The sequence below is a fragment of the Variovorax sp. LjRoot175 genome, assembly GCF_964253805.1.
Taxonomy (GTDB): Bacteria; Pseudomonadota; Gammaproteobacteria; order Burkholderiales; family Burkholderiaceae_C; genus Variovorax.
Window position 1 is genome coordinate 3,243,357 of the sequence record NZ_CAXURY020000001.1, and the last position, 21,909, is coordinate 3,265,265.

At 65.6% G+C, this 21,909-nt stretch carries 19 protein-coding genes; 12 read left to right on the top strand and 7 right to left on the bottom strand.

The window, feature by feature from the left end; genetic code table 11:
- Window positions 1–60 precede the first annotated feature (60 nt).
- Window positions 61–1,272, bottom strand: a complete 1,212-nt coding sequence (locus tag ACSQ89_RS16175; protein ID WP_436290537.1) for an ABC transporter substrate-binding protein — start codon at window positions 1,270–1,272, stop codon at window positions 61–63.
- A gap of 217 nt (window positions 1,273–1,489) precedes the next feature.
- Between ACSQ89_RS16175 and ACSQ89_RS16180 the strand changes: the two genes are divergently transcribed.
- The gene (locus ACSQ89_RS16180; RefSeq protein WP_436290150.1) at window positions 1,490–2,461 is read left to right on the top strand and encodes a Bug family tripartite tricarboxylate transporter substrate binding protein; all 972 of its coding nucleotides are present in this window, start codon (window positions 1,490–1,492) and stop codon (window positions 2,459–2,461) included.
- A gap of 54 nt (window positions 2,462–2,515) precedes the next feature.
- Here the strand turns inward: ACSQ89_RS16180 and ACSQ89_RS16185 are convergent, their stop codons facing one another.
- From ACSQ89_RS16185 to ACSQ89_RS16205, 5 genes are all read right to left on the bottom strand, one after another.
- Window positions 2,516–3,472: a LysR substrate-binding domain-containing protein gene (locus ACSQ89_RS16185; RefSeq protein WP_436290149.1), complete on the bottom strand. Its 957-nt coding sequence runs from the start codon at window positions 3,470–3,472 to the stop codon at window positions 2,516–2,518.
- A 105-nt stretch (window positions 3,473–3,577) separates the two neighbouring features.
- Window positions 3,578–5,671: an acetate--CoA ligase family protein gene (locus ACSQ89_RS16190; RefSeq protein WP_436290148.1), complete on the bottom strand. Its 2,094-nt coding sequence runs from the start codon at window positions 5,669–5,671 to the stop codon at window positions 3,578–3,580.
- 34 nt (window positions 5,672–5,705) lie between these two features.
- Window positions 5,706–6,494: an enoyl-CoA hydratase/isomerase family protein gene (locus ACSQ89_RS16195; RefSeq protein WP_436290147.1), complete on the bottom strand. Its 789-nt coding sequence runs from the start codon at window positions 6,492–6,494 to the stop codon at window positions 5,706–5,708.
- 9 nt (window positions 6,495–6,503) lie between these two features.
- A complete protein-coding gene (locus ACSQ89_RS16200) occupies window positions 6,504–7,739 on the bottom strand; it encodes an acyl-CoA dehydrogenase family protein (protein WP_436290146.1) in 1,236 nt (411 codons plus the stop codon).
- A 35-nt stretch (window positions 7,740–7,774) separates the two neighbouring features.
- The gene (locus ACSQ89_RS16205; protein ID WP_436296284.1) at window positions 7,775–8,590 is read right to left on the bottom strand and encodes an enoyl-CoA hydratase/isomerase family protein; all 816 of its coding nucleotides are present in this window, start codon (window positions 8,588–8,590) and stop codon (window positions 7,775–7,777) included.
- Between the two features lie 309 nt (window positions 8,591–8,899).
- Here ACSQ89_RS16205 and ACSQ89_RS16210 point away from each other — a divergent pair, with 309 nt between their 5' ends.
- From ACSQ89_RS16210 to ACSQ89_RS16250, 9 genes are all read left to right on the top strand, one after another.
- Window positions 8,900–9,679 (top strand): SDR family oxidoreductase, encoded by a 780-nt coding sequence (locus ACSQ89_RS16210; RefSeq protein WP_436290143.1) that lies wholly within the window; start codon window positions 8,900–8,902, stop codon window positions 9,677–9,679.
- 107 nt (window positions 9,680–9,786) lie between these two features.
- Window positions 9,787–11,223, top strand: a complete 1,437-nt coding sequence (locus ACSQ89_RS16215; RefSeq protein WP_436290142.1) for an NAD-dependent succinate-semialdehyde dehydrogenase — start codon at window positions 9,787–9,789, stop codon at window positions 11,221–11,223.
- Between the two features lie 26 nt (window positions 11,224–11,249).
- Window positions 11,250–12,755 (top strand): 3-hydroxyacyl-CoA dehydrogenase, encoded by a 1,506-nt coding sequence (locus ACSQ89_RS16220; protein ID WP_436290536.1) that lies wholly within the window; start codon window positions 11,250–11,252, stop codon window positions 12,753–12,755.
- 33 nt (window positions 12,756–12,788) lie between these two features.
- A complete protein-coding gene (gene pcaF / locus ACSQ89_RS16225; protein ID WP_436290141.1) occupies window positions 12,789–13,994 on the top strand; it encodes a 3-oxoadipyl-CoA thiolase in 1,206 nt (401 codons plus the stop codon).
- A 62-nt stretch (window positions 13,995–14,056) separates the two neighbouring features.
- The gene (locus ACSQ89_RS16230) at window positions 14,057–15,187 is read left to right on the top strand and encodes a Re/Si-specific NAD(P)(+) transhydrogenase subunit alpha (protein WP_436290140.1); all 1,131 of its coding nucleotides are present in this window, start codon (window positions 14,057–14,059) and stop codon (window positions 15,185–15,187) included.
- Between the two features lie 19 nt (window positions 15,188–15,206).
- Window positions 15,207–15,536: an NAD(P) transhydrogenase subunit alpha gene (locus ACSQ89_RS16235; RefSeq protein WP_436290139.1), complete on the top strand. Its 330-nt coding sequence runs from the start codon at window positions 15,207–15,209 to the stop codon at window positions 15,534–15,536.
- Window positions 15,533–17,020, top strand: coding sequence for an NAD(P)(+) transhydrogenase (Re/Si-specific) subunit beta (locus ACSQ89_RS16240; protein ID WP_436290138.1), 1,488 nt, complete (start codon window positions 15,533–15,535; stop codon window positions 17,018–17,020). Before ACSQ89_RS16235 ends, ACSQ89_RS16240 begins: the two co-directional genes overlap by 4 nt.
- Window positions 17,021–17,078: 58 nt before the next feature.
- On the top strand, window positions 17,079–17,234 hold the full coding sequence (locus ACSQ89_RS16245) for a hypothetical protein (RefSeq protein ID WP_436290137.1): 156 nt from the start codon (window positions 17,079–17,081) through the stop codon (window positions 17,232–17,234).
- A 410-nt stretch (window positions 17,235–17,644) separates the two neighbouring features.
- The gene (locus ACSQ89_RS16250) at window positions 17,645–18,919 is read left to right on the top strand and encodes a porin (protein WP_436290136.1); all 1,275 of its coding nucleotides are present in this window, start codon (window positions 17,645–17,647) and stop codon (window positions 18,917–18,919) included.
- Between the two features lie 210 nt (window positions 18,920–19,129).
- Here the strand turns inward: ACSQ89_RS16250 and ACSQ89_RS16255 are convergent, their stop codons facing one another.
- Entirely contained in the window at window positions 19,130–20,107 is a 978-nt protein-coding gene (locus ACSQ89_RS16255; protein WP_436290135.1) for a Bug family tripartite tricarboxylate transporter substrate binding protein, read from the bottom strand.
- 342 nt (window positions 20,108–20,449) lie between these two features.
- Here ACSQ89_RS16255 and ACSQ89_RS16260 point away from each other — a divergent pair, with 342 nt between their 5' ends.
- Both ACSQ89_RS16260 and ACSQ89_RS16265 read left to right on the top strand, forming a co-directional pair.
- Window positions 20,450–21,433, top strand: coding sequence for a Bug family tripartite tricarboxylate transporter substrate binding protein (locus tag ACSQ89_RS16260; protein WP_436290134.1), 984 nt, complete (start codon window positions 20,450–20,452; stop codon window positions 21,431–21,433).
- Between the two features lie 66 nt (window positions 21,434–21,499).
- Entirely contained in the window at window positions 21,500–21,829 is a 330-nt protein-coding gene (locus ACSQ89_RS16265) for a carboxymuconolactone decarboxylase family protein (protein ID WP_436290133.1), read from the top strand.
- Window positions 21,830–21,909: the final 80 nt, after the last annotated feature.

A 21,909-nucleotide genomic window follows, 5' to 3' on the forward strand; every position in this document is an offset into this window, starting at 1 on the left:
CCAGAATTCCCTGAGTCGATGCGTGCGTCGCGCCCGGCGGCCCGCGCCGCCTGAGCTTTTTCAGGTCTTGGCCAGGGGGCAGCTGCTGGCGCTGAGCGGTGCAAAGGCCTGATCGCCCGGGATCGTGCTTTGAACCTTCGCGATGTCCCACTCGCCCTTGGATTCCGAGGGCGTCTTGACCTGCGCGAGGTACATGTCATGCACCATCCGTCCGTCCTTGCGAATCACACCGTTCTTGGCGAAGAAGTCATTGACCGGCGTCTTGCGCATCTGATCGAGAACGCCCTCTGCAGCATCCGACTTGCGCGCATCGATCGCCTTCAGGTAATGCATGGCTGCGGAGTACGCCCCGGCATGGATCATCGTCGGCATGCCTTTGTGAATTGCGTGGAAACGATTCGAGAATTCACGCGTTTCCTGGTTCTGGTCCCAGTAGAAGGCAGTGGTGTAGACCATTCCCTGCGCCGCCTTGAGGCCCAGACCCTTGACGTCAGTGTCGAAGACAAGGAGTGCGGCCAGAGTCTGCTTGGTGGTGATGGCAAACTCGTTCGCCTGGCGTATGGCGTTCTGCGTGTCTTTGCCTGCGTTGGCCAGGCCGACGACCTTCGCGCCCGAGTTCTGGGCCTGCAGCAGGAAGGATGCGAAGTCCGAGGCGTTCAGAGGATGCTTTGCCGTTCCGACGACCTTGCCGCCCATGGCCTTCACGATGGCCGTGGTGTCTGCCTCCAGCGCGTTGCCGAACGCATAGTCCGCGGTAATGAAGTACCAGCTGTCGCCGCCGTTCCGGACCACCGCGCGGCCAGTCCCAGTCGCCAGCGCGTAAGTGTCATAAACCCAGTGGATGCCGTATGCCGAGCATTCCTTGTTCGTGAGAGCAGTCGACGCGGAGCCCGCAAAGATGATCGGCTTCTTCTTGTCCGCGGCGATCTTCTGCATGGCGATTGCAGCGGCGGAGTCCGTCGACTCGATGATTACATCGACCTTGTCGACGTCGAACCACTCGCGCGCCTTGGAAGCTGCGATATCGACCTTGTTCTGATAGTCGGTGGATATGACCTGGACCGACTTGCCCTGGACCTTGCCTCCGAAGTCCTTGACGGCCATCTCGACGGCCCGGACCACGCCCATTCCTCCGTTCGCAGAGTAGACGCCGGTCTTGTCGACGATGACGCCGATCTTCACGGTGTCGTCCGTTATCTGCGCATACGACGCAGCGGTGGCGGACGCGCAGATCAAGGCTGCCGCACTATGGAGTGCCTGACGTGGTTTCATGTCTCTTCCTTTTTCACCGCCATGTGGCGGATTCGACGTGGTGCAATCCGCGTGCCACGGACGCGGTGAGCTGCACGCCGCTCCGACGCGCCGCACAGGTGTGTTTTGCACAAACACCTTGTGTTCATGGCACGCACGCTGTGGTCGGATCCGCCATGAACTGGGCCGCTGCGCACTGGCTCGCAAGTTGCATCTGCACAGGCACAAGGAGACATCGATGCCTGATCTGAAAAAGTGCTTTGCGGTCGCGACCATGGCGCTCGCGCTGGCCGGCGGCGCCATGGCCGCCGACGCATTCCCCACCGCGCCGGTGAAAGTCATCGTGCCGTATGGCGCCGGGGGGACCGGAGACGTCGTGGCGCGCATCGTGGGCGAGAAGGCCAGTGCCGAGCTCGGACAGGCTGTTGTCATCGACAACCGTTCCGGCGGCAATGGAATCATCGGCGCGCAGGCCGCGGCCAAGTCGAAGGCGGATGGCTACACGCTGATGCTCATGGCGACCGGCCATGTGATCCTTCCCAGCCTGCAGCAGGTGCCCTATGACTGGACCAGGGACTTCGCGCCGGTGTTCGGCATCACGACCACGCCGCTGGTCTTCGCCGTTCGCTCCAGATCGGACATCCGGACCGTCGCCGACCTGGTGGCGACGGCGAAGGCAACGCCCAGCGGCCTGAACTACGCGTCGGGGGGCGCCGGCTCCGTGAGCCACCTGGCAGCCGCGCGCCTGGTGCGGGAACTCAAGATCAACGGCACTCACGTGCCCTTCCGCGGATTCAGTCCCGCGGTACAGGCACTGCTGGGCGACCAGGTCCACTTCATCTGCGCCACCGTGGCCGACGTCGTCGAGCTCACCAAGTCCGGCGACTTCCGCCTGCTGGGTGTCACCGCCGAAAAGCGCCATCCGCTGCTGCCGGACGTGCCCACCATGAAGGAACAGGGTTTTGCGGACTTCCACGCAGCTTCCTGGAACGCCTACCTGGCGCCGGCAGGCACGCCTCCCCAGGCGATAGACCGCCTGAACGCGGCATTGGCGAAGGCGACTGCCGACGTAGGCGTGCAGGAGCGCCTCGGCAAGCTCGGCGTGAGCGTGATGGCGAAGAACCGGGTGGAACTGGAGAAGTTCCTGAAGGACGAAGCGGCGCGCTGGCGCAAGGTCATCCAGGACAATGCAATCAAGGTAGAGAACTGAGCGTCCTCGAGGGAACGAGGGACACGCGCCAGCTGAAGTATTAGTTCAGGTCGATCAGGCGGCCTCGGAGCGCTGCCGCTTCTGCGCCAGGTTCTGGACGATGTCGATCATGTGGTCGAGCGCGGGACTTCTTCTGCCCTTCACCCAGCCGAAGATGAACGAGGTGGAATAGGTCACGTTCTCCAGCGGAATGACGCTCACGCTCGCCGGATAGACGAAGTCGCGGCCGGTCGGCATCAAGGCAATGCCCATGCCGACGGAGATGAGGTTCAGCTGAGACGTGACGGTGCTCACCTCCTGCACGATCTGCGGCTCGAACCCGGCTTTCTGGCACAGGTCATGGGGCAGACCGAAGGCGGGGCTGCGGCTGGAACCGGGCACCACGATGAACTTTTCGCCGGCGAGTGCCTCCAGCGCGACCGACTTTCGCCGCGCGAGCGGATGGTCGCTGGGCACCGCCACGCCCAGGCCGCAGGTCTGGATGCGGAACCAGTCCAGCATCGCCTCATCCTGCGCCAGGTTCGCGGTGCTGCGCTGTCTGCGCAGCACCGCCGCGCGCGGACCGAAGTGCATGAATCCCGCCTGGATCTTGCCGGCAGCGAGCGCCTTGGGCTGGGCGGAACTGGGCGCCTCGATCAGCGACAGCGTCACTTCGGGATAGGTCTGCCGAAACTGCTTGACCGCGATCCGGAACAGCGGGTGCAGCAATGTGAGCGATCCGTACCCGATGCTCAGCGAACCGCGCTGGCCCTGCCCCACGCGCTTGGCCTCTGCGAAGGCCTCGTTCAAGTCGGTGATCGCCACCTGCAGCATCGGCAGCAGGGCCTGACCGGCCTCCGTGAGCTTCACGCCATGCGCCAGCCGTTCGAAGAGCGGCGTGCCGAGCTCGCTTTCGAGGTCGGCGATGAGCTTGGAGACGGCCGGCCGCGTGACATGAAGCCGCTCGGCCGCCCGGCCGAAATGTTCCTCTTCGGCCGCGGCGACGAAATAGCGAAGATGTCGAAGCTCCATTGTTTTGTACAGGCACGTCCACGTCGTTCTAGCATATCGGAGCGGACACCTCGGGCTTCGCCAGGCGGGGCTGCCAGCGCTCGGCCGCCCCGGTTCATGGAGGTTTCAGTGCGCGCTGCCTGGGCCGGTGGTTACCAGCGCGTCCACCGCAGCCAGGCCTTCGCCCTTCTTTCTCACCATCACGGGATTGATCTCGAACTCCCGCACCTCGGCACTCGCCAGGAACATGTCGCCGAAGCGCACTGCGGCGCCTGCTAGCGCCTCCACGTCCGCGGCAGGCTTTCCGCGAAAGCCCTGCAGCAGGGTCCACAGCTTGAGCTTGCGCAGCGCGGCAAGAACCTGTTCCTCGGACACAGGCAGAGCCAGGTAAGCCACATCGCGATAGAGCTCGATGGCGACGCCACCCGTCCCGATGGAGATCACAGGACCGAAGTCGGCGTTGCGCAGGCAGGAGAGCACCACCTCGACGCCGTCGCCGACCATTTCCTGCACCAGGATGCCGGCTCGCGGCTTGCCCATGCGCTGGCGAAACTGTTCGGCCAGCGCATCGACTTCGTCAGGCGAGGCCACGCGCAACTTGACCAGCCCCATCTCGGTCTTGTGCTCTGCCTCGGAAGGCAGCGCCTTGACCACCAGCGGGTAGGAAAGATTCGCGCACGCCTGAGCAGCACGGTCATCGGGCCCCAGCACCACCCACTTGGCCGGTGTGACACCGCTGTCCTCGCAGAACTGCATCATGTCCGACCAGTCGCCCGAAACAGCCCGCTGCGACAGCGGCTGGCGCGGCTTCAGCTTGGGCAGGCGCATCGCATCGCGGCGCCGGTACAGCAGAGACAGGGCACTCATCGCCGCCGAAGGATCGCCGCGCAGGAGCACGCCCGCATCCCGCAAATCCTTGACCAACTCGGGTTCGACGGGTTCCCCGATGATGCTTAGAAACACCGGCACTTCGCGCGCCAGCGCCTTGAAAACCTCCGCATTCGCCACGAGATGGCGGCGCACGGTGGAGGCAAACTGGACGATGACCGCTTCGGTCCTGGAGTCCGCCACGACGACCTCGCAGGCGTCCCTCAGCATGGTTGGCACCGTGTTGACCTGGCCGGTCAGGTCGATCGGATTCGTCTTGCGGGCAAACGAGGGCAAGATCGCATTGAGTTTCTCGACCGTGGACGCATCGAACTCGGCCATCGTGATGCCGCGCTCGCTGCTGTGGTCGGCCAGCAATGCGCCGGCACCGCCCGACGCGCTCAGGACCGAAACGCCACCCTTCGGGTCCTGGCTGTCACGCGGATCCCGCATGAAGGCCAGCACCTCGACCGCGTCGATCAGCTCGGCAATGCTGTCGACCTCGATGATGCCGGCCTGTTGGAAGACAGCGGCATACACGGCATGAGATGAAGCGATCTTTCCGGTATGGGAGGCAGTCGCATCCTGGCCGACGGCCGATCGACCGGTTTTCAATGCGACGATCTGCACGCCGCGCTCGCGTGCGCGCTCCGCGATCCTGAGCATCCGGCTCGCATCGTCAAGACCTTCCAGGTAGAGCGCAACCACCCGGACATCGTCCTGCTCGATGATCGCATCGGCGGCGTCGAGCACGTCGAGGCAGGTCTCGTTGCCCACGCTGACGATGTACGACAGGCCCATGCCGGCGTTGTTGAGCGAATTGCCGATGGCGCCCGCCAATGCGCCACTCTGGCTGAGCACGGCCACCGGGGCGTGGTTGATCTTCTCGATATTGAGCGCCGCGCCGCTGAAGGTCATGATGGCCTTCTGTCGAACCGACCAGAAGCCATTGCAGTTGGGACCGACGACCGCGACGCCATGGGTCCTGGCCGCCTCGGCCAGCTGGCGCGCATTCTCCTGGCCGCCTTCGACCTCCTCGAAGCCGGAACTGAACACCACTGCGTTGCGGATGCCCTTCTGGCCGCACTCTGCGATCACGCCGGCGACGGTATGCGCGGGAGTGATCACCAGTGCGACGTCGGGCACTTCGGGCAGTTCGCCCAGGTTTTTGTAGGCCTTCAAGCCCTCGATCTCGGAGTGGCTGGGCGTCACCGGGTAGACGGCGCCCTGGAACCCGTGCTTGAGGAGGTTCTTCACCAGGGCGTTGCGGGGCGTACCGGCCTGAGGCGATGCGCCGACGATGGCAACGCTCCTGGGCTGAAGGAATCTGGAGAAATTGGTTTGTGCAGTCATGTCTGTGTGTGAGCCACCGTCAGGCAGCTTGTCCTCATTGGCCCTTGAATCGGGGTGTGCGCTTTTCCTTGAAGGCCGCCAGCGCTTCCTGGTGGTCTTCGCTGGTGCGGACGATGGGCATGCTGGAGGCCACGATGTCCAGCGCCGTTCCCAGGTCCTTGTCCAAGCCCAGGCGCACCACGCGCTTGATGGTCTGCACCGCCAGCGGCGCGCCGTCTGCCACCTTGCGCGCGAAGGCATAAGTGCCATCCATCAGTTCGGCGTCCGGAAAGACCTTGTTGACCAGGCCGATGCGCTCGGCCTCGGGGGCTTCCACCCAGTCGCAGCTCCAGAACAGCTCCAGTGCCTTGGCCGTGCCGACGATGCGCGGCAGCAGCCAGGCGCCGCCGGCGCCGGGGATCAAGCCCATCTTGGCGTAGGTTTCGGCGAAGCGCGCGCTCTCGGCAGCGAAGCGAATGTCGCAGGCCAGCGCGATATCCAGGCCGCCGCCCGTTGCGAATCCGTTCAGCGCCGCGATCACCGGCTTGTCGATCTCCGCCAGCTTGCGCGGCAGCCGCTGGATACCTTCGACCAGGTGCCTGCGGATGCCGGCCGCAGTCTGCTTCGCGCTGGCGCTGAAGCCTTCCACGTCGCCGCCTGTGGTGAAGGCGCGGCCGGTGCCCGTCATCACGATGACGCGCACCTCGGGGTTGGTGCGGGCGTCTTCCAGCGACAGCAGCCACTTCTCCAGCATCTCGCCGGTGAAGGCGTTGAGCTTCTCCGGCCGGTTGAGCGTGATCGTGGCGACGCCGTCGGCAATGTCGTACTTGAGCAGGTCGGACATGGCGCCTCCTTAGCGTTGCTTGGCCGGGTCGTCCTTGCGGATGTCGCGTAGCCCTGTCTTGCCGTGGTGTCGGTCGGCAACCTTGTAGCCGAGCGCGTCCTCGGCAATCATGATCTTCTGCACGTTGGCCGAGCCCTCGCCGGTAAAGAACATGTCGGAATAGGCGCGGTAGTACGACACCGGGTACTCCTCGGCCAGGCCGTAGCCGCCGAAGATCTGTACGGCCTTGTCGGCGCACATCTTGGCCGTCTGCGAGGCGTGGTACTTGGCGATGGCAGCGAAGCGGTTGTGCGGCATGCTGTTGTCCATCAGCATGGCGGCCTTGTAGACCAGCGCGCGGCTGGCCTCGATCGCCACCGCCATCTCGGCGATGTCGGCCTGGATCATCTGGAAGCGGCCGATCGGCTGCCCGCGCAGCTCGCGCTCATTCGAGTAGCGCACCGCTTCCTCGAAGCAGCGGCGCGCGACGCCCAGGGCCTTGGCCGCGACGCCGACGCGGCCGGGTTGCAGTGTCCGCATGATGATCTTGAAGCCCTCGCCTTCCTCGCCCAGGCGGTCTTCCACCGGCACCACGAAGTCGTCCAGGAAGACGACGTTGGTCCGCATGGACTTCGACAGACCCAGGCACTCGATCGGCGTCGCCTTCCACCCGGGGTACTTCTTGGGATGCACGATGAAGGCAGTCACGCCCTTGGCGCCGGCGTTGCGGTCGGTCTTAGCCAGCAGCACGCCAACATCGGTCTCGTTGGCCATCGAGGCCCACATCTTCTGTCCGGTGATGCGGTAGACGTCGCCATCGCGCTTGGCGAAGGTCTTCATGTTGCCCTCGGCGTCGGAGCCGCCACCTGATTCGGTGAGGGACATCATGCCGATGGTCTTGCCCGCGACCAGGTCGGGCACGTACTTCTCAATCTGCTCCGGCGTGCCGCCGAAGTAAATCGCGCTCGGACAGGTAGAGCCCTGCTGGTTGTTGCAGGAGGAAAAGCGCACGTCGTTGCGCACCATTTCTTCCTGGATCACGGCCGCCGCCAGATAGCCCATGTTGCTGCCGCCCACGGCCTCGGGGAATACGGCCCCGTAGAGGCCCGCCTCGCCGGCCTTGCGTACCAGCTCGCGCGGGAACTCACGGCGCTTCTCGTAGCCGTCCATCACCGGCTTGATCTCGGTCTCCATGAAGCGGTTCACCATGTCGCGAACTGCCTCGATCTCCGGGGACAACTCGGGAAACACTGCCGATACGTCCATCACATCTCTCCTTGTGTTCTTTAGCTTGCGCCCGTTCAGGTGAACTTGGCGTTGTGCGAGGCCGCCCCGGCAGCGGCCGCAAAATCCGGCTCGCGCTTGCCGACGATAGCGGCCACGCCTTCACGGAATTCGGGGCTGGACATGGCCAGCACCGCGCCCAGGCCCTCGAAGGCGAACATGTCCTGCAGCGAGGTCTCGAAGCTGCGCGCCATCAGGTTCTTCGCCAGTCCCATCACGTCGGATGGGCCCTCGGCCAGGCGTTTCGCTTCGGCCAGGCCGGCGGCCTCCAGCTGGTCGTCGGGCACGACCTTGGCCACCAAGCCGAGCTCCAGCGCTTCCTGCGGCAGGATGGTCCCGTTGCTGAAGATGAAGTTCTTGGCCCGGGCCATGCCGATCAACCTGGGCAGGCAGTACATCACGCCCACGTCGGGAATCGTGCCGACGCGAAAGAATCCGGCCACGAACTTCGCGCTCTCGGCCGCGATCACCACGTCGCCGGTCAGCGCCAGCCCCATACCGCCTCCCACCGCCGGGCCGCGCACGCCCACCACCACCGGCTTGGCCAGTGTGATCAGCGGAATGAGCCAGCTCTTGAGGTTGCTGAAGCGCCGGTGCACGGGCCACGGGTCGACCTGGGTCTGCAGCATCTTGAAGTCGCCGCCCGAGCAGAACGTCGGGCCCTCGCCGGTCAAGTACATCGCGCGTATGGAGGGATCGCCGTCGGCCTGCGCCACAGCTTCGCCCAGTTGCCGGCGCAGCTCCGTGGTCAGGCTATTGCGGTTCTCGGGGCTGTCCAATCGCACCACTAGCACGTGGCCTTCTTTGACCGTCTTGACCAACTGGTTGCTCATTTTTGGATCCTTCGCGCCGCGTTCCGTTGCAGCGATGGATGTCTACTGCAATCCACATGCCACGCGGATTTCCGGCGCGATGACGGGCAAACACGTCTTACGGCCGGGATTTCTGTCCTCTTCGAAAACACGCCGTGTTCGCAAAAGACACTTTGGGCAGCGTGGCCTCGGGTGCGGCTCCCTGCCAGCCGGTCGAGGCGGAGCAACGAGCCGCAGGGTACAGCAGCGCCAACGCCCAGGGACACGGTGTGCTGGCACATGGATTGCGGTAAGGCAGGCAGTGGAACAGTCACACACGGAGAAAACTGCATGTTCACCAACGACACGCTCAAGGGCCGCGCCGCCCTCATCACCGGCGGCGGCACTGGCCTCGGCCTGGAGATCGCCACTGCCTACGCGCGCCTCGGCGCGGCCGTCATGCTGGTCGGCCGCGACGAAGACCGCGTCCAGTCCGCCGCGGATGCCCTGAATCGCGAAGGCGGTGAGGCCGCGGCCGCGAAATGCGATGTGCGCAACTACGACGAGGTCAAGGCCGCCGTCGAAGCGACGGTGCAACGCTTCGGCTCGCTCGACATCCTGGTCAACAACGCCGCCGGGAACTTCGTCTGCCCCAGCGCCGAGCTGTCGCCGAATGGCTTCCGGACCGTCATCGACATCGATCTGAATGGCACGTTCTACGGCTGTCATGCCGCGTACCCGCATTTGAAGGCTTCGAAGCACGGCGGCTCCATCATCAGCATCATCACGATGCTGGGGGTCAGCGGCTGGCCAGGCGCCGTGCACGCTGCGTCGGCCAAAGGCGGCATCCTTTCTCTGTCGCGCACCCTCGCGGTCGAATGGGGCAGTGACGGCATCCGCGTCAACACCATCTCCCCTGGGCCGATCGGCGATACCGAAGGGGTGAAGCGGATGTACATCGAGTCAGGCAAGGGTGACCTGGAAGCGAAGAAGACGGCGCTCGGTCGCTTCGGCGCGAAGGCGGACATCGCCAACGCCGCGGTCTACCTGGCGTCGGACCTGGCCGGCTACATCACCGGCGACAACCTGATCGTCGACGGCGGCCGCTGGCTCAAGTACGTGGCGGACTGAGCGCTGCCACATCCTCGCCGCTCGTCAGCGATGTCCTCGTCAAGGCCGGCGGACTGTGGCCGCCGCGGACATGGGCGCCTGGCTGCGGCATGCGAAGAAAGACACCCATGACTTATCCCCGGATCGGCCTGTTCATCGACGGCCGCTGGATCCATGACCGGCCGCCCTGCCATGACGTGCGCAATCCCAGCGACGAGAGCTTGCTGGGCCCGGTGCCGGGCGCCAGCCTCCAGGACCTGGAGAACGCCCTGCAGGCTGCGCAGAAGGGTTTCCTGGTCTGGCGCGACACGCCGCCCCAGGAACGCGCCCAGCTGCTGCAGCGCGCCGCCGCGCTGCTGAAGGAGCGCCAGGAGGAGATCGGCCGCATCATCACCCTGGAACAGGGCAAGCCCTTCGGCGACGGCCGTGCCGAGGTTGACAGGGCCATCACATTTCTCGAGTGGGACGCGGCGGAATGCCTGCGCAGCTATGGCACCGTGATCCCCTCGGGTCCGCAGCAGCAGCGCATGGTGCTGCGCCAGCCGGTCGGCCCCGTTGCGGCGTTTACGCCCTGGAACGTGCCACTCAGTTCGCCGGCCCGCAAGGTCAGCGCAGCGCTGGCTGCGGGCTGCTCGGTAGTCCTCAAGGCCGCAGAGGAGACGCCCGGCACCGCGTGCGCCTTCGTGCAGTGCTTCGCCGATGCCGGCCTGCCGCACGGCGTGCTGAACCTCGTGTTCGGCGAGCCGGCGAAGATCTCGGCCACGCTGATAGCCTCGCCCGTCATTCGCATGATCACCCTGACGGGTTCGGTGCAGGTCGGCAAGCAGCTGGCGCAGTTGGCCGGTGCGGCGATGAAGCCGACTCTGCTGGAGCTGGGCGGCCACGCGCCGGTGCTGATCGGCGAAGGCGTGGACGGCGCCAAGGTGGGCCGCATGGCGGCGGCCGCCAAGATGCGGATGGCCGGCCAGATTTGCGCCTCGCCAACGCGCTTCATCGCCCACCGGAGCGTTTACGAGGATTTTGTGGCGGGCTTCGCGGAAGCGGCAGGCGCATTGCTGGTCGGCGATGGCTTTGCACCCGGCGTGCAGATGGGCCCGGTGGCCAACGGCCGGCGACTGGCGGCGATCCAGGCCCTCGTCGAGGATGCCAGGGCCCGAGGCGCCCGCGTCGCAACGGGCGGCCAGCGCATCGGCGAGCGCGGCTACTTCTACGCACCCACCGTGCTGGCCGACGTGCCGCTCGCGGCCGATGCCATGACGACCGAGCCCTTCGGCCCGCTTGGCCTGTGCGTGCCAGTCGCGAGCCTGAACGAAGGCCTGGAGCTGGCCAATGCCCTGTCGGTGGGCCTGTCGGCGTACGCCTTCACCAATTCGCTGCACGACGCCGAGCGCATCAGCCGCGAACTTGAATGCGGCGTGCTGAGCCTCAACAGCTTCGCCACCCCGGGCGCCGACGCGCCCTTCGGCGGCGTCAAGGAAAGCGGCATTGGGCGCGAGGGTGGCGCCGAGAGCCTCGATGCCTACCTTGTCAGCAAGACGGTGCTGCAGAGCACCACACGGATCTGAAACGGAGCAAAGCGGTGGGCCAGGAAATTCGTAAAGTGGGGATCATCGGCGCCGGTGCCATGGGGCGCGGCATCGCGCAGGTGTGCGCAGCGGCGGGCTGCGATGTGCAGCTCTTCGACATGGCCGCAACGGCAGTGGCGCGCGCGAGCGATGCAGTGCGCGATGATCTCGCGCAGGGTGTGGCCAAGGGCCGGCTGGCGCAGGAGGACGCCGACGCGACACTCGCGCGCATCCAGGCGGCCACCGAGCTGGCTCAGTTGGGTGGCTGCGACCTCGTGGTCGAGGCGATCGTGGAGCAGCTCGAGCCCAAGCAGCAGCTGTTCCGCAGCCTCGAGGCGATCGTCTCGCCGGAATGCATCCTCGCGACCAACACCTCGTCGCTCAGCGTCACGGCCATCGCCGCAGCCTGCGCGCAGCCGCAGCGCGTCGCCGGCTGGCACTTTTTCAATCCGGTACCACGCATGCGGCTCGTGGAAGTCGTGCAGGCACCTCGCACCGCCTCCCGCGTTATCGAGTCGCTGGTTGCGCTGTCGAAACGGGTCGGCCACCGGGCGGTGGTGACGTCCGACTCGCCGGGCTTCGTCGTCAACCACGCCGGGCGCGCCTTCGTGACGGAAGGCCTCAAGCTGCTGGCCGAAGGTGCGGCCGAGCACCCGGTACTTGACGCGATCCTGCGCAACTGCGCGGGCTTCCGCATGGGTCCGTTCGAACTGCTGGACCTGACCGGCCTGGACGTCTCGGTGCCGGTGATGGAATCCATCCACGCTCAGTATTACGGTGACGACCGGTATCGGCCGGTGGCGCTGGCGCGCACACGCATGGTCGCGGGGCTTCTGGGTCGCAAGAGCAAGGAAGGCTTCTACCGGTACGGTGGCGGCGCGGCACAGGGGCAGGCAGCCCAGCCGGCCGCCGCAGGCGATTCGGACGGAGCCGTCGTTTGGTGGCCGACGGAAGGTGCCGGCGCACTGCCGGCGGAAATTGCCGCGCTGCTGCCGTCCGCCCGCAGCTGCCCTGACCCTCGCCTAGCCGATGTGATCCTGCTTGCGCCCCTGGGCCGCGATCTTTCCTCCACCGTCGCGAACATGGCGATCGACGCAACCAAGGCGGTGGCGATTGATCCTGTCTTCAGTGGCCGGACCGGCGTCACGCTGATGACCTCGCCGGCGACCGGCGCAGCGGCCGTTCAGGCCGCCGAGCAACTGTTTGCAGCCGAAGGGATCGTCTCCTTCGTGATTGCGGACTCCCCCGGCTACGTCGCACCGCGCGTCATGGCTTGCATCGTAAATCTCGCGTGCGAGATGGCGCAACAGGGGATTGCTTCGCCGTCCGACCTTGATGCCGCGGTGCGGTTGGGGCTTGGCTACCCGTCCGGCCCGTTCGAATGGGGCGACCGCATCGGGGCGAAACGCATCCTCGCGATTCTCCAGGGCCTCTACGACACCTTCGGCGATCAGCGCTACCGGCCTTCACCATGGCTGGTACGTCGCGCCGGACTCTCGCTGCCGCTGTCCGCCCCCGACCGAGCGGCCTGATCCTGACCCAACCTTTCGCATCGATCCACACCCATGAGCAACCAAGCCTTCATCTGCGACGCCGTTCGCACCCCCTTCGGCCGCTACGGCGGCGCTCTCTCAAGCGTGCGCGCGGACGATCTCGGCGCGGTGCCGCTCCGCGCCCTGATGGAACGCAACAAGGACGTCGACTGGCAGGCCGTCAGCGACGTGCTGTATGGCTGCGCCAACCAGGCCGGCGAGGACAACCGCAACGTGGCGCGCATGTCGGCGCTGCTCGCGGGCCTGCCGAAGGAGCTCGGCGGCGCGACCATCAACCGCCTGTGCGGCTCGGGACTGGATGCCGTGGGCAGCGCCGCGCGCGCCATCAAGGCCGGCGAAGCCGGGCTGATGATCGCCGGCGGCGTGGAGAGCATGAGCCGCGCGCCCTTCGTTAGCCCCAAGGCCGAGAGCGCCTTCAGCCGCGCCAATGCGGTCTACGACACCACCATCGGCTGGCGCTTCGTCAACAAGCTCATGAAGGCGCAGTACGGCGTCGACTCGATGCCCGAGACGGCCGAGAACGTGGCGACCGACTACAAGATCGAGCGCGAAGCGCAGGACCGCATGGCGCTGGCTTCGCAGCAGCGCGCCGTCGCGGCGCAGAAGTCGGGCTTCTTCGATGCCGAGATCGTGCCGGTCAGCGTGCCGCAGAAGAAGGGCGAGGCGATCGTGGTCGACAAGGACGAGCATCCGCGCGATACCAGCTTCGAGGCGCTGGCCAAGCTCAAGGGCGTGGTGCGGCCCGACGGCACGGTGACCGCCGGCAATGCCAGCGGCGTGAACGACGGCGCCGCGGCCCTGCTGCTGGCCGACGAGGCGCATGCGGCCAAGTACGGCCTCACGCCGCGCGCCCGCGTGGTCGGCATGGCGACCGCCGGTGTGCCGCCGCGCGTGATGGGCATCGGCCCGGCGCCCGCTACCGAGAAGGTGCTGAAGCTCACCGGCCTCACGCTCGACCAGATCGACGTCATCGAGCTCAACGAGGCCTTCGCCGCGCAGGGCCTCGCGGTGCTGCGCCTCCTGGGCCTGAAGGACGACGACGCGCGCGTCAACATCAACGGCGGCGCGATCGCGCTCGGCCATCCGCTGGGCGCCAGCGGTGCGCGGCTTGCCACCACCGCGGTGAACCAGCTGCACAAGCAGGGCGGCCGCTATGCGCTGTGCACCATGTGCATCGGCGTGGGGCAGGGCATCGCCGTCATCCTGGAACGTGTGTAGTCGCGCAGAGCGCGCGCAACTCCCGACAACAACCACAACGCTCCTCGAGGGGGCTGAACATCATGCAAATTGGCGTACCCGCCGAAACGATCGCGGGCGAAACCCGAGTGGCCGTCACCGCGGAGACGGCCAAGAAGCTTGTTGCACAGGGTCACACCGTGCGCATCCAGAGCGGCGCCGGCGTTGCAGCCAGCCTCACCGATGCGGCCTTCCAGGCTGCCGGCGCCGAGATCACCGATCGCAACGGCGCCTTCGGCGCCGACATCGTGCTCAAGGTGCGCGCGCCCGATGATGCCGAGGCGGCGCTAATGAAGCCCGCCACCGTCGTCGTGGGCATGCTCAACCCCTTCGATGCCGCCGGCCTGCAAATGCTTGCGACGGCGGGCCTCACCGGTTTCGCACTCGAAGCCGCCCCGCGCACCACCCGGGCGCAGAGCATGGACGTGCTCTCCAGCCAGGCCAACATCGCCGGCTACAAGGCCGTCATGATCGCCGCCGACAAGTACCAGCGCTTCTTCCCCATGCTCATGACCGCCGCCGGCACCGTGAAGGCCGCGCGCGTCGTCATCCTCGGTGTCGGCGTTGCCGGCCTGCAGGCCATCGCCACCGCCAAGCGTTTGGGTGCCGTCATCGAGGCGAGCGACGTGCGCCCGTCGGTGAAGGAGCAGGTCGAATCGCTGGGCGCCAAGTTCATCGACGTCTCCTACGACACCGACGAAGAGAAGGAAGCGGCGCAGGGCGTCGGCGGCTATGCCAGGCCGATGCCCCAGAGCTGGCTCGACCGGCAGAAGGTCGAAGTCGCCAAGCGCGTGGCCGCCGCCGATGTCGTGATCAGCACCGCGCTGATCCCGGGACGCGCGGCGCCAACGCTCATCACCGAAGACATGGTCAAGTCGATGAAGCCGGGCTCGGTCATCGTCGACATCGCTGCCGGCAAGGGCCCTGACGGCGTGGGCGGCAACTGCCCGCTGTCCGAGGCCGACAAGACGGTGGTCAAGCACGGCGTAACCATCGTCGGCGAGACCAACCTCGCGGCGTTGGTCGCGGCCGACGCCTCCTCCCTCTACGCGCGCAACGTGCTCGACTTCCTCAAGCTCATCCTGAACAAGGAAGGCGCGCTCCACATCGACCTCGAAGACGACATCGTGGCCGCCTGCCTGATGAGCAAAGACGGCCAAGTGACCCGGAAGTGAGAGAGAAGGAAAAAAGACCATGGATCCCGTTTCGCACACCGTCATCAACCTGATCATCTTCGTGCTGGCTATCTACGTTGGCTACCACGTGGTCTGGACCGTCACGCCCGCGCTGCACACGCCGCTGATGGCCGTCACCAATGCGATCTCTGCGATCGTCATCGTCGGCGCCATGCTGGCGGCGGCGCTCACCGAAAGCGGCCTGGGCAAGACCATGGGCGTGCTGGCCGTGGCGCTGGCCGCGGTCAACGTCTTCGGCGGCTTCCTCGTCACCCGGCGAATGCTCGAGATGTTCAAGAAGAAAGAGAAGAAGCAAGCGCCCGCGGCCGACAAGGGGAATGCAGCATGAGCATGAACGTCGTCACGCTGCTGTACCTGATCGCCTCGGTCTGCTTCATCCAGTCCTTGAAGGGCCTGAGCCACCCCACCACCTCCATCCGCGGCAACATCTTCGGCATGGCCGGCATGGCCATCGCCATCCTGACCACCGCCGCGCTCATCGTGCAGCTCTCCGGCGGCAAGGCGCTCGGCATGGCCTGGGTGCTCCTGGGCCTGGTGGTCGGCGGCGGCTACGGCGCCTGGCGCGCCAAGACCGTCGAGATGACCCAGATGCCCGAGCTGGTGGCCTTCTTCCACAGCATGATCGGTATGGCAGCGGTCTTCATCGCGGTGGCCGCGGTGGTTGAGCCCTGGGCCTTCGGCATCACGCCGCCGCCGGTGCCGGCGGTGGTCGGCAGCAGCACGCCCGCGGGCACGGTGCTCATCGACGGCTTCGCGCGCTTCGCCATCCCGGCGGGCAACCGGCTGGAGCTCTTCCTCGGCGCGGCCATCGGCGCCATCACCTTCAGCGGCTCCGTCATCGCCTTCGGCAAGCTCTCGGGCAAGTACAAGTTCCGCCTGTTCCAGGGCGCGCCGGTCCAGTTCAAGGGCCAGCACATGCTGAACCTGGCGCTCGGCCTGCTGACCATCGGCCTCGGCCTGGTGTACATGGCCACCGAGAGCTGGACCGCCTTCTTCCTGATGCTGCTCCTGTCCTTCGTGATGGGCGTGCTGATCATCATCCCGATCGGCGGCGCCGACATGCCGGTGGTGGTCTCGATGCTCAACAGCTACTCGGGCTGGGCCGCGGCCGGCATCGGCTTCAGCCTGAACAACGCGATGCTGATCGTGGCCGGCTCGCTGGTGGGCTCCTCGGGTGCCATCCTCTCCTACATCATGTGCAAGGCGATGAACCGGTCGTTCTTCAACGTGATCCTGGGCGGCTTCGGCGGCGAGGCGGCGGCCGCGACAGGCGGAGCCAAGGAGCAGCGGCCGGTGAAGAGCGGCAGCGCGGACGACGCCGCCTACATGATCTCCAATGCCGAGACGGTGATCATCGTGCCGGGCTACGGCCTGGCGGTGGCGCGGGCGCAGCACGCCGTGAACGAGCTGGCCGAGAAGCTCACGCACAAGGGCGTGACGGTGAAGTACGCGATCCATCCGGTGGCCGGGCGCATGCCGGGCCACATGAACGTGCTCCTGGCGGAGGCCGAGGTGCCCTACGACCAGGTGTTCGAGATGGAAGACATCAACGGCGAGTTCGCGCAGGCCGACGTCGCGATCATCCTGGGGGCCAACGACGTGGTGAACCCTGCTGCGCTCACCAAGGGCACGCCGATCTACGGCATGCCGATCCTGGAGGCCTACAAGGCCAAGACGGTGATCGTGAACAAGCGCTCGATGGCCGCGGGTTATGCCGGTCTGGACAACGAGCTGTTCTACATGGATAAGACCATGATGGTCTTCGGCGACGCCAAGAAGGTGGTCGAGGACATGGGCAAGGCGATCGAGTAGCACGATCCATCCGCGCATCCGCTGCGCCAGGGCACCTACCTTCCTGCGGAGGTTTCCCATGCCATTTCTTCCCTCGCTCCCCGCCGACGCTGGCCCGCCGAACGTCTTCATGCAATACCCGGAGATCTACGGTCCCTGGTCCACCATGAGCCAGGCGAAGCGTGTGGAACGCGGCTACGTCAACCTCTATCCCGCACTCCGGGAACAGAAGTAGGCGATCAGGCGGGCACCAGCACCGCCACCAGCGGCTCCCCGGAGCTTGCGAAGCGTGATCGCACCGCTCAGTTGCGTCCATCAACGGCACTTGTACGCAAGCAAGACACACGCGCCTTCGCCGGAGACACGGCAACGGGATTGCGAGGCATTTCACCGGCGATTTGCACGCTGAACGGCTGGCATCGCCCTTGCTCCTTCTGCCGCTGTCGCTTCATTCATTAGAAGCAGGACGGCCAACAGCCGGAGCGAGGGAAAAACGCACATGCGCTGCCGAGACAGCGCCGCATGCGCAACAGCGACAGCTTCCCATAAGGAGGTTGACCCAGGGGTCCGATGGAGCAACGAATGCCCGTCGCGGTGAGCTCATTCCGTCGGAGCCCGATGTTTAACCTTTGGAGAAAACTTGCAATGAAGAAAACTCTCGTGGCCCTGGCCACCCTGGCCGTGGCCGGCGCTGCCTCGGCCCAGTCGTCCGTCGTGATGTTCGGCGTGGTCGATACTTCCGTCAGCGGTTTTTCGAACCGTGCCGAAGACCTCAATGGCCCCACGCTTCTGAATCCGACCTACCTGAACCGTGGCAGCGTCAAGACAAGCCGCACGGAACTGCGCAACTCGGCGTACAACTCCAGCCGTTTTGGCTTTCGAGGCACTGAAGACCTTGGTGGCGGGCTGGCAGCGAGCTTTTGGCTCGAAGCGCCGATCACGAACGACGATGGCCAGCAAGGCCTTTCGACCTTCGCGCGTCGTTCAACCGTCAGTCTTTCGGGCGGTTTCGGTGAGCTTCGCCTGGGTCGCGACTACACCCCTTCGTTCTGGAACGAAACCGTGTTCGATCCATTCGGGACCAATGGCGCCGGTACCAACCTGATCCACACCGTGATCAACGGCTCTTTTGCAGCATTCGGCCCGACCATCACGCCCGTTCCCGGAATCACCAACGTCACAGGGAACAGCTCAGTTCGCAACAGCAACAGCATTGGGTATTTTCTGCCTCGCAATCTTGGCGGCTTCTATGGTCAGGCGATGTACGCGCTGCACGAGAACACAAAGTACGACCCTGGCACCGCTACACCGCCCGGTATTTCCGCAGCCGGTCTCTTGAATCCAGGCACCGTGGCCACGACGCGCGCCGGCCGCTACTTCGGCGGCCGCTTCGGCTACCAGAATGGACCGTTGGATGTCGCAGTTGCCTACGGCAACACCACGACTGGCGACAGCTTCTACGCGGGGACCACCAGCTACTTGAAGGTCGCAACCCTGGGCGCCTCGTACGACTTCGGGCCCGTCAAGCTTTTCGGCGAAGTCGCCCGCGCCAAGCGCGAGACCGAATACGACATTACGCCGCTTCCCGGGGGAACGCCCGATGTCGACCTCGACGGCTACCTGGTCGGCGCCACAGTTCCCGTGGGGCCTGGCTTGATCCGCGTGGCCTACTCGCAGGTCAAGTACGACTTCAATCTGCCGCTGTCGTTCGCTGGCGATCCGAAGGCCAACAAGTTTGCCCTCGGCTACGTGCACAACCTGTCGAAGCGCACGGCCCTGTATGCCACGGTTGCACGCGTGCGCAACAAGAACGGCGCAAGCCTGACCGTGGGTGGCCCGGCCTTCTTCAACACGCCGGGCGGCGTCTTCACTCCGAAAACCTCGACGGGATACGACTTGGGTATCCGTCACGCGTTCTGATCTGAAGCTGGCGTCACCGGCTTGGGTGCAGACACAAGCCTTCTGACGTGAAGGGAAATCGCGGACGCGGTCCGCCTGCCAGGCAGGCGGCTCGATGTCCGCGAAAGTACAAGCGTGTCAGGCATTCGCGAGCAACGTTCGAATAGCCAGGTTCGAAAGTCAGGTCGGCCGCCGACACATTGCGCGAGCACATGCCCTGCACGGACAAGCTCAGTCCGCCTTGATCCCGGCAGCCTTGATCACCCGCCCCCATTTTTCCTGTTCCACACGTTGCAGGACCGCCAGGCGCTCGGGCGGCCCGCCGACCGGCATGGCGCCCAACTCTTTGAGGCGCTTCGCGACCGAGGGGCGCTTGAGCGCAGCGTCCACCTCTGCCGAGAGACGAGCGACGATCTCCGGTGACGTGGCCGCAGGCGCGTACAAGGCCGCCCACGACGAAGCCTCGAAATCTTTGAGGTTCAGGGCCTCGGCGACGGTCGGCACTTCGGGGTACTCCGGCAGCCGCTCGCGCGTCGTGGTCGCAAGCATGCGCACCTTGCCGGACTTCAGGTGCGGCAGCGTGCTTACCAGGGTGTTGAACATCAGGTGCACCTGCCCCGCCACCACGTCCGCCGTCGCAGGAGCCTCCCCCTTGTAGGGAATATGTGTCATCACGGTGCCGGTGCGATGCTTGAAGTACTCCGCCACCAGGTGCGAGGAGCCCCCATTGCCAGCCGAGGCGAAGTTGACCTGTCCCGGGTGCGCCTTCACATGCGCGACCAGTTCCTGCACGCTTCGCAGGGGGAGCAACTGCGTGTTTGCCATGATGACGATGGGCACCGTCATCAGCAGCGAGACGGGCGTGAAGTCGCGGTTCGGGTCGTATGGCATCCGGTCGTGCAGCAGCGGGTTGATGGCAATGGCTCCGGTGCTCGCCATCAGCAAGGTGTATCCATCCGCAGGCGCCTTGGCCACCTCCGCGCCACCGATGAATCCGTGCGCCCCGGCCTTGTTTTCGATGATGACCGCTGTCTGCAGCGATTCGCCCAGCGCCTGACCGATCACCCGGGCAGCTACGTCAGTCTGCCCGCCAGCCGGAAACGGAACGACGATGCGGATGGTCTTGGCAGGCCAGTTAGTCTGCGCCGTGGCCATGCCGCCGATAAGCGCGAAGACGCAGGCGAGGATCGTGCGTTGCACAGCGTTCATGGGATGTCGATACCTCTTGACTGGTTGCTCATTGCACCTCCGCATGCTCAGGGCTGTCTCATTCGAAGTTCATCACTTGCATCGAATGCGACATCCGTTGCAAGTGCGATGCCAGAGAGGCTCCTGTGCAGTCCCCTCGGTGCACGCAAGCCCACCTCTTCTCCCGCGCGCGCTGCCCGCGATGTGCGCCCACCGACCACTCTGTCCTTGGCAAAAGCAGGCGATGTGCATGGCCCGTACACCAGGGTGTGCCTACGTGCTTCCATGGCCTCGACGGCGCGGGCACAGGCTTTGCAGAGGCTCCATATCGCGAAGCACCCATCCAGAAGAGCGGAGACCTTGATGATCGAATTGAAGCGCATTGCGCGTACCTTGGCGGCTGTCGTCGCAGCCACCTGCCTTGTGGGCAGCGTCGCAGCGCAGACGGCCACCTATCCGTCGCGCCCCATCAAGCTGATCGTTCCCTTCGCTGCGGGCGGCTCCAGCGACATCCTTGGACGCGTATTTGCAGAAAAGGTCGGGGCGGAATTGGGTCAGTCCATGGTCGTCGACAACCGAGCCGGAGGGAACACCGTAATAGGCACTCAGGCCGCGGCCAGCGCGCGGGCGGACGGATACACCATCCTGCAGGTGACTCCCAACGCCGTCATCGTGGGCAGTCTGCAGCGAAGCGTCCCGTACGACCTGGGGCGCGATTTCGCACCCGTTATCGGTGTCGGATCAGTGCCGTTGCTTTTGGCAGTGCCGGCCAGCTCAACCATCCGGTCCATTCCTGATCTCGTGACGTTCGCAAAGGCCATGTCCGGTGGGCTCAGCTATGCGTCGGGCGGGATGGGGTCGCTCGGGCACCTCGCCCCCGTGCGTCTGCTGCGTGACCTGAAGATCCAAGGCACCCACGTCCCCTACCGAGGTGTAGCGCCGGCCATTCAGGATGTGGCCGCCAACCGGGTTCATCTGATGTTCGTGTCCAGCCTCGAGGGGATGCAGATGGTGAAGACTGGCGGCATTCGGGTCCTTGCCGTGACATCGGAGCAGCGGCTGCCGGGCCTTCCCGACGTACCGACGATGGCGGAACTTGGTTTCGCGGACTTCTACCCGGCCGTGTGGTACGGATTCATGGTGCCCGCCAAGACGCCGGCGGATGTTCGGGACCGCCTGCATCAGGCGTTCACCAAGGGCGCAGCCGATCCTGGCGTCCGCGAGCAACTCGTCAAGCTTGGGCTAACCGTGAAGCTCCGCAACGGACCTGAGTTCGCTCAGTTCATCCGCGAAGAAGACGCGCGGTGGAGCCGCGTCGTCAAGGAGAACGGCATCACCATGGAATGAGGCAAGCGCCCGCCCGTTTGTTTACACAGCACAGCCGACCAGATCCCTACCCTTTCGAGACATCAAATGACATTGAAACCCACCACCGCCGATGCCGCCCTCGTGTATGAACATGTGCCGCAGCTCGCACGCATCCGCCAACAGGTCCTTCTGGGCGACGTTTGGAAGCAGCCGGAGCTGGCGTACCGCGACCGCATTCTGGTCACCCTGGGCGTGCTGGCCGCTGGCGGCAAGGTCGACGAGATGAAGGTATGGATGGGACGCGGCCTCGAGAACGGCATCACGCTCGACGAACTGCGCGGCCTGATCGTGCAAGTGACCTTCTACGCCGGTTGGCCCGCCGGGCTCGCGGCCGGCAAGGCAGCGCTCGACCTGTTCGAGGCCGCGGCCAAGTAAGCGCTGCGGAAGTTCCCACCGGTCCTACCTACGTGCAGACCAGACCGACACCTTTTCGTAGACCAAACCTTTGCATCCGG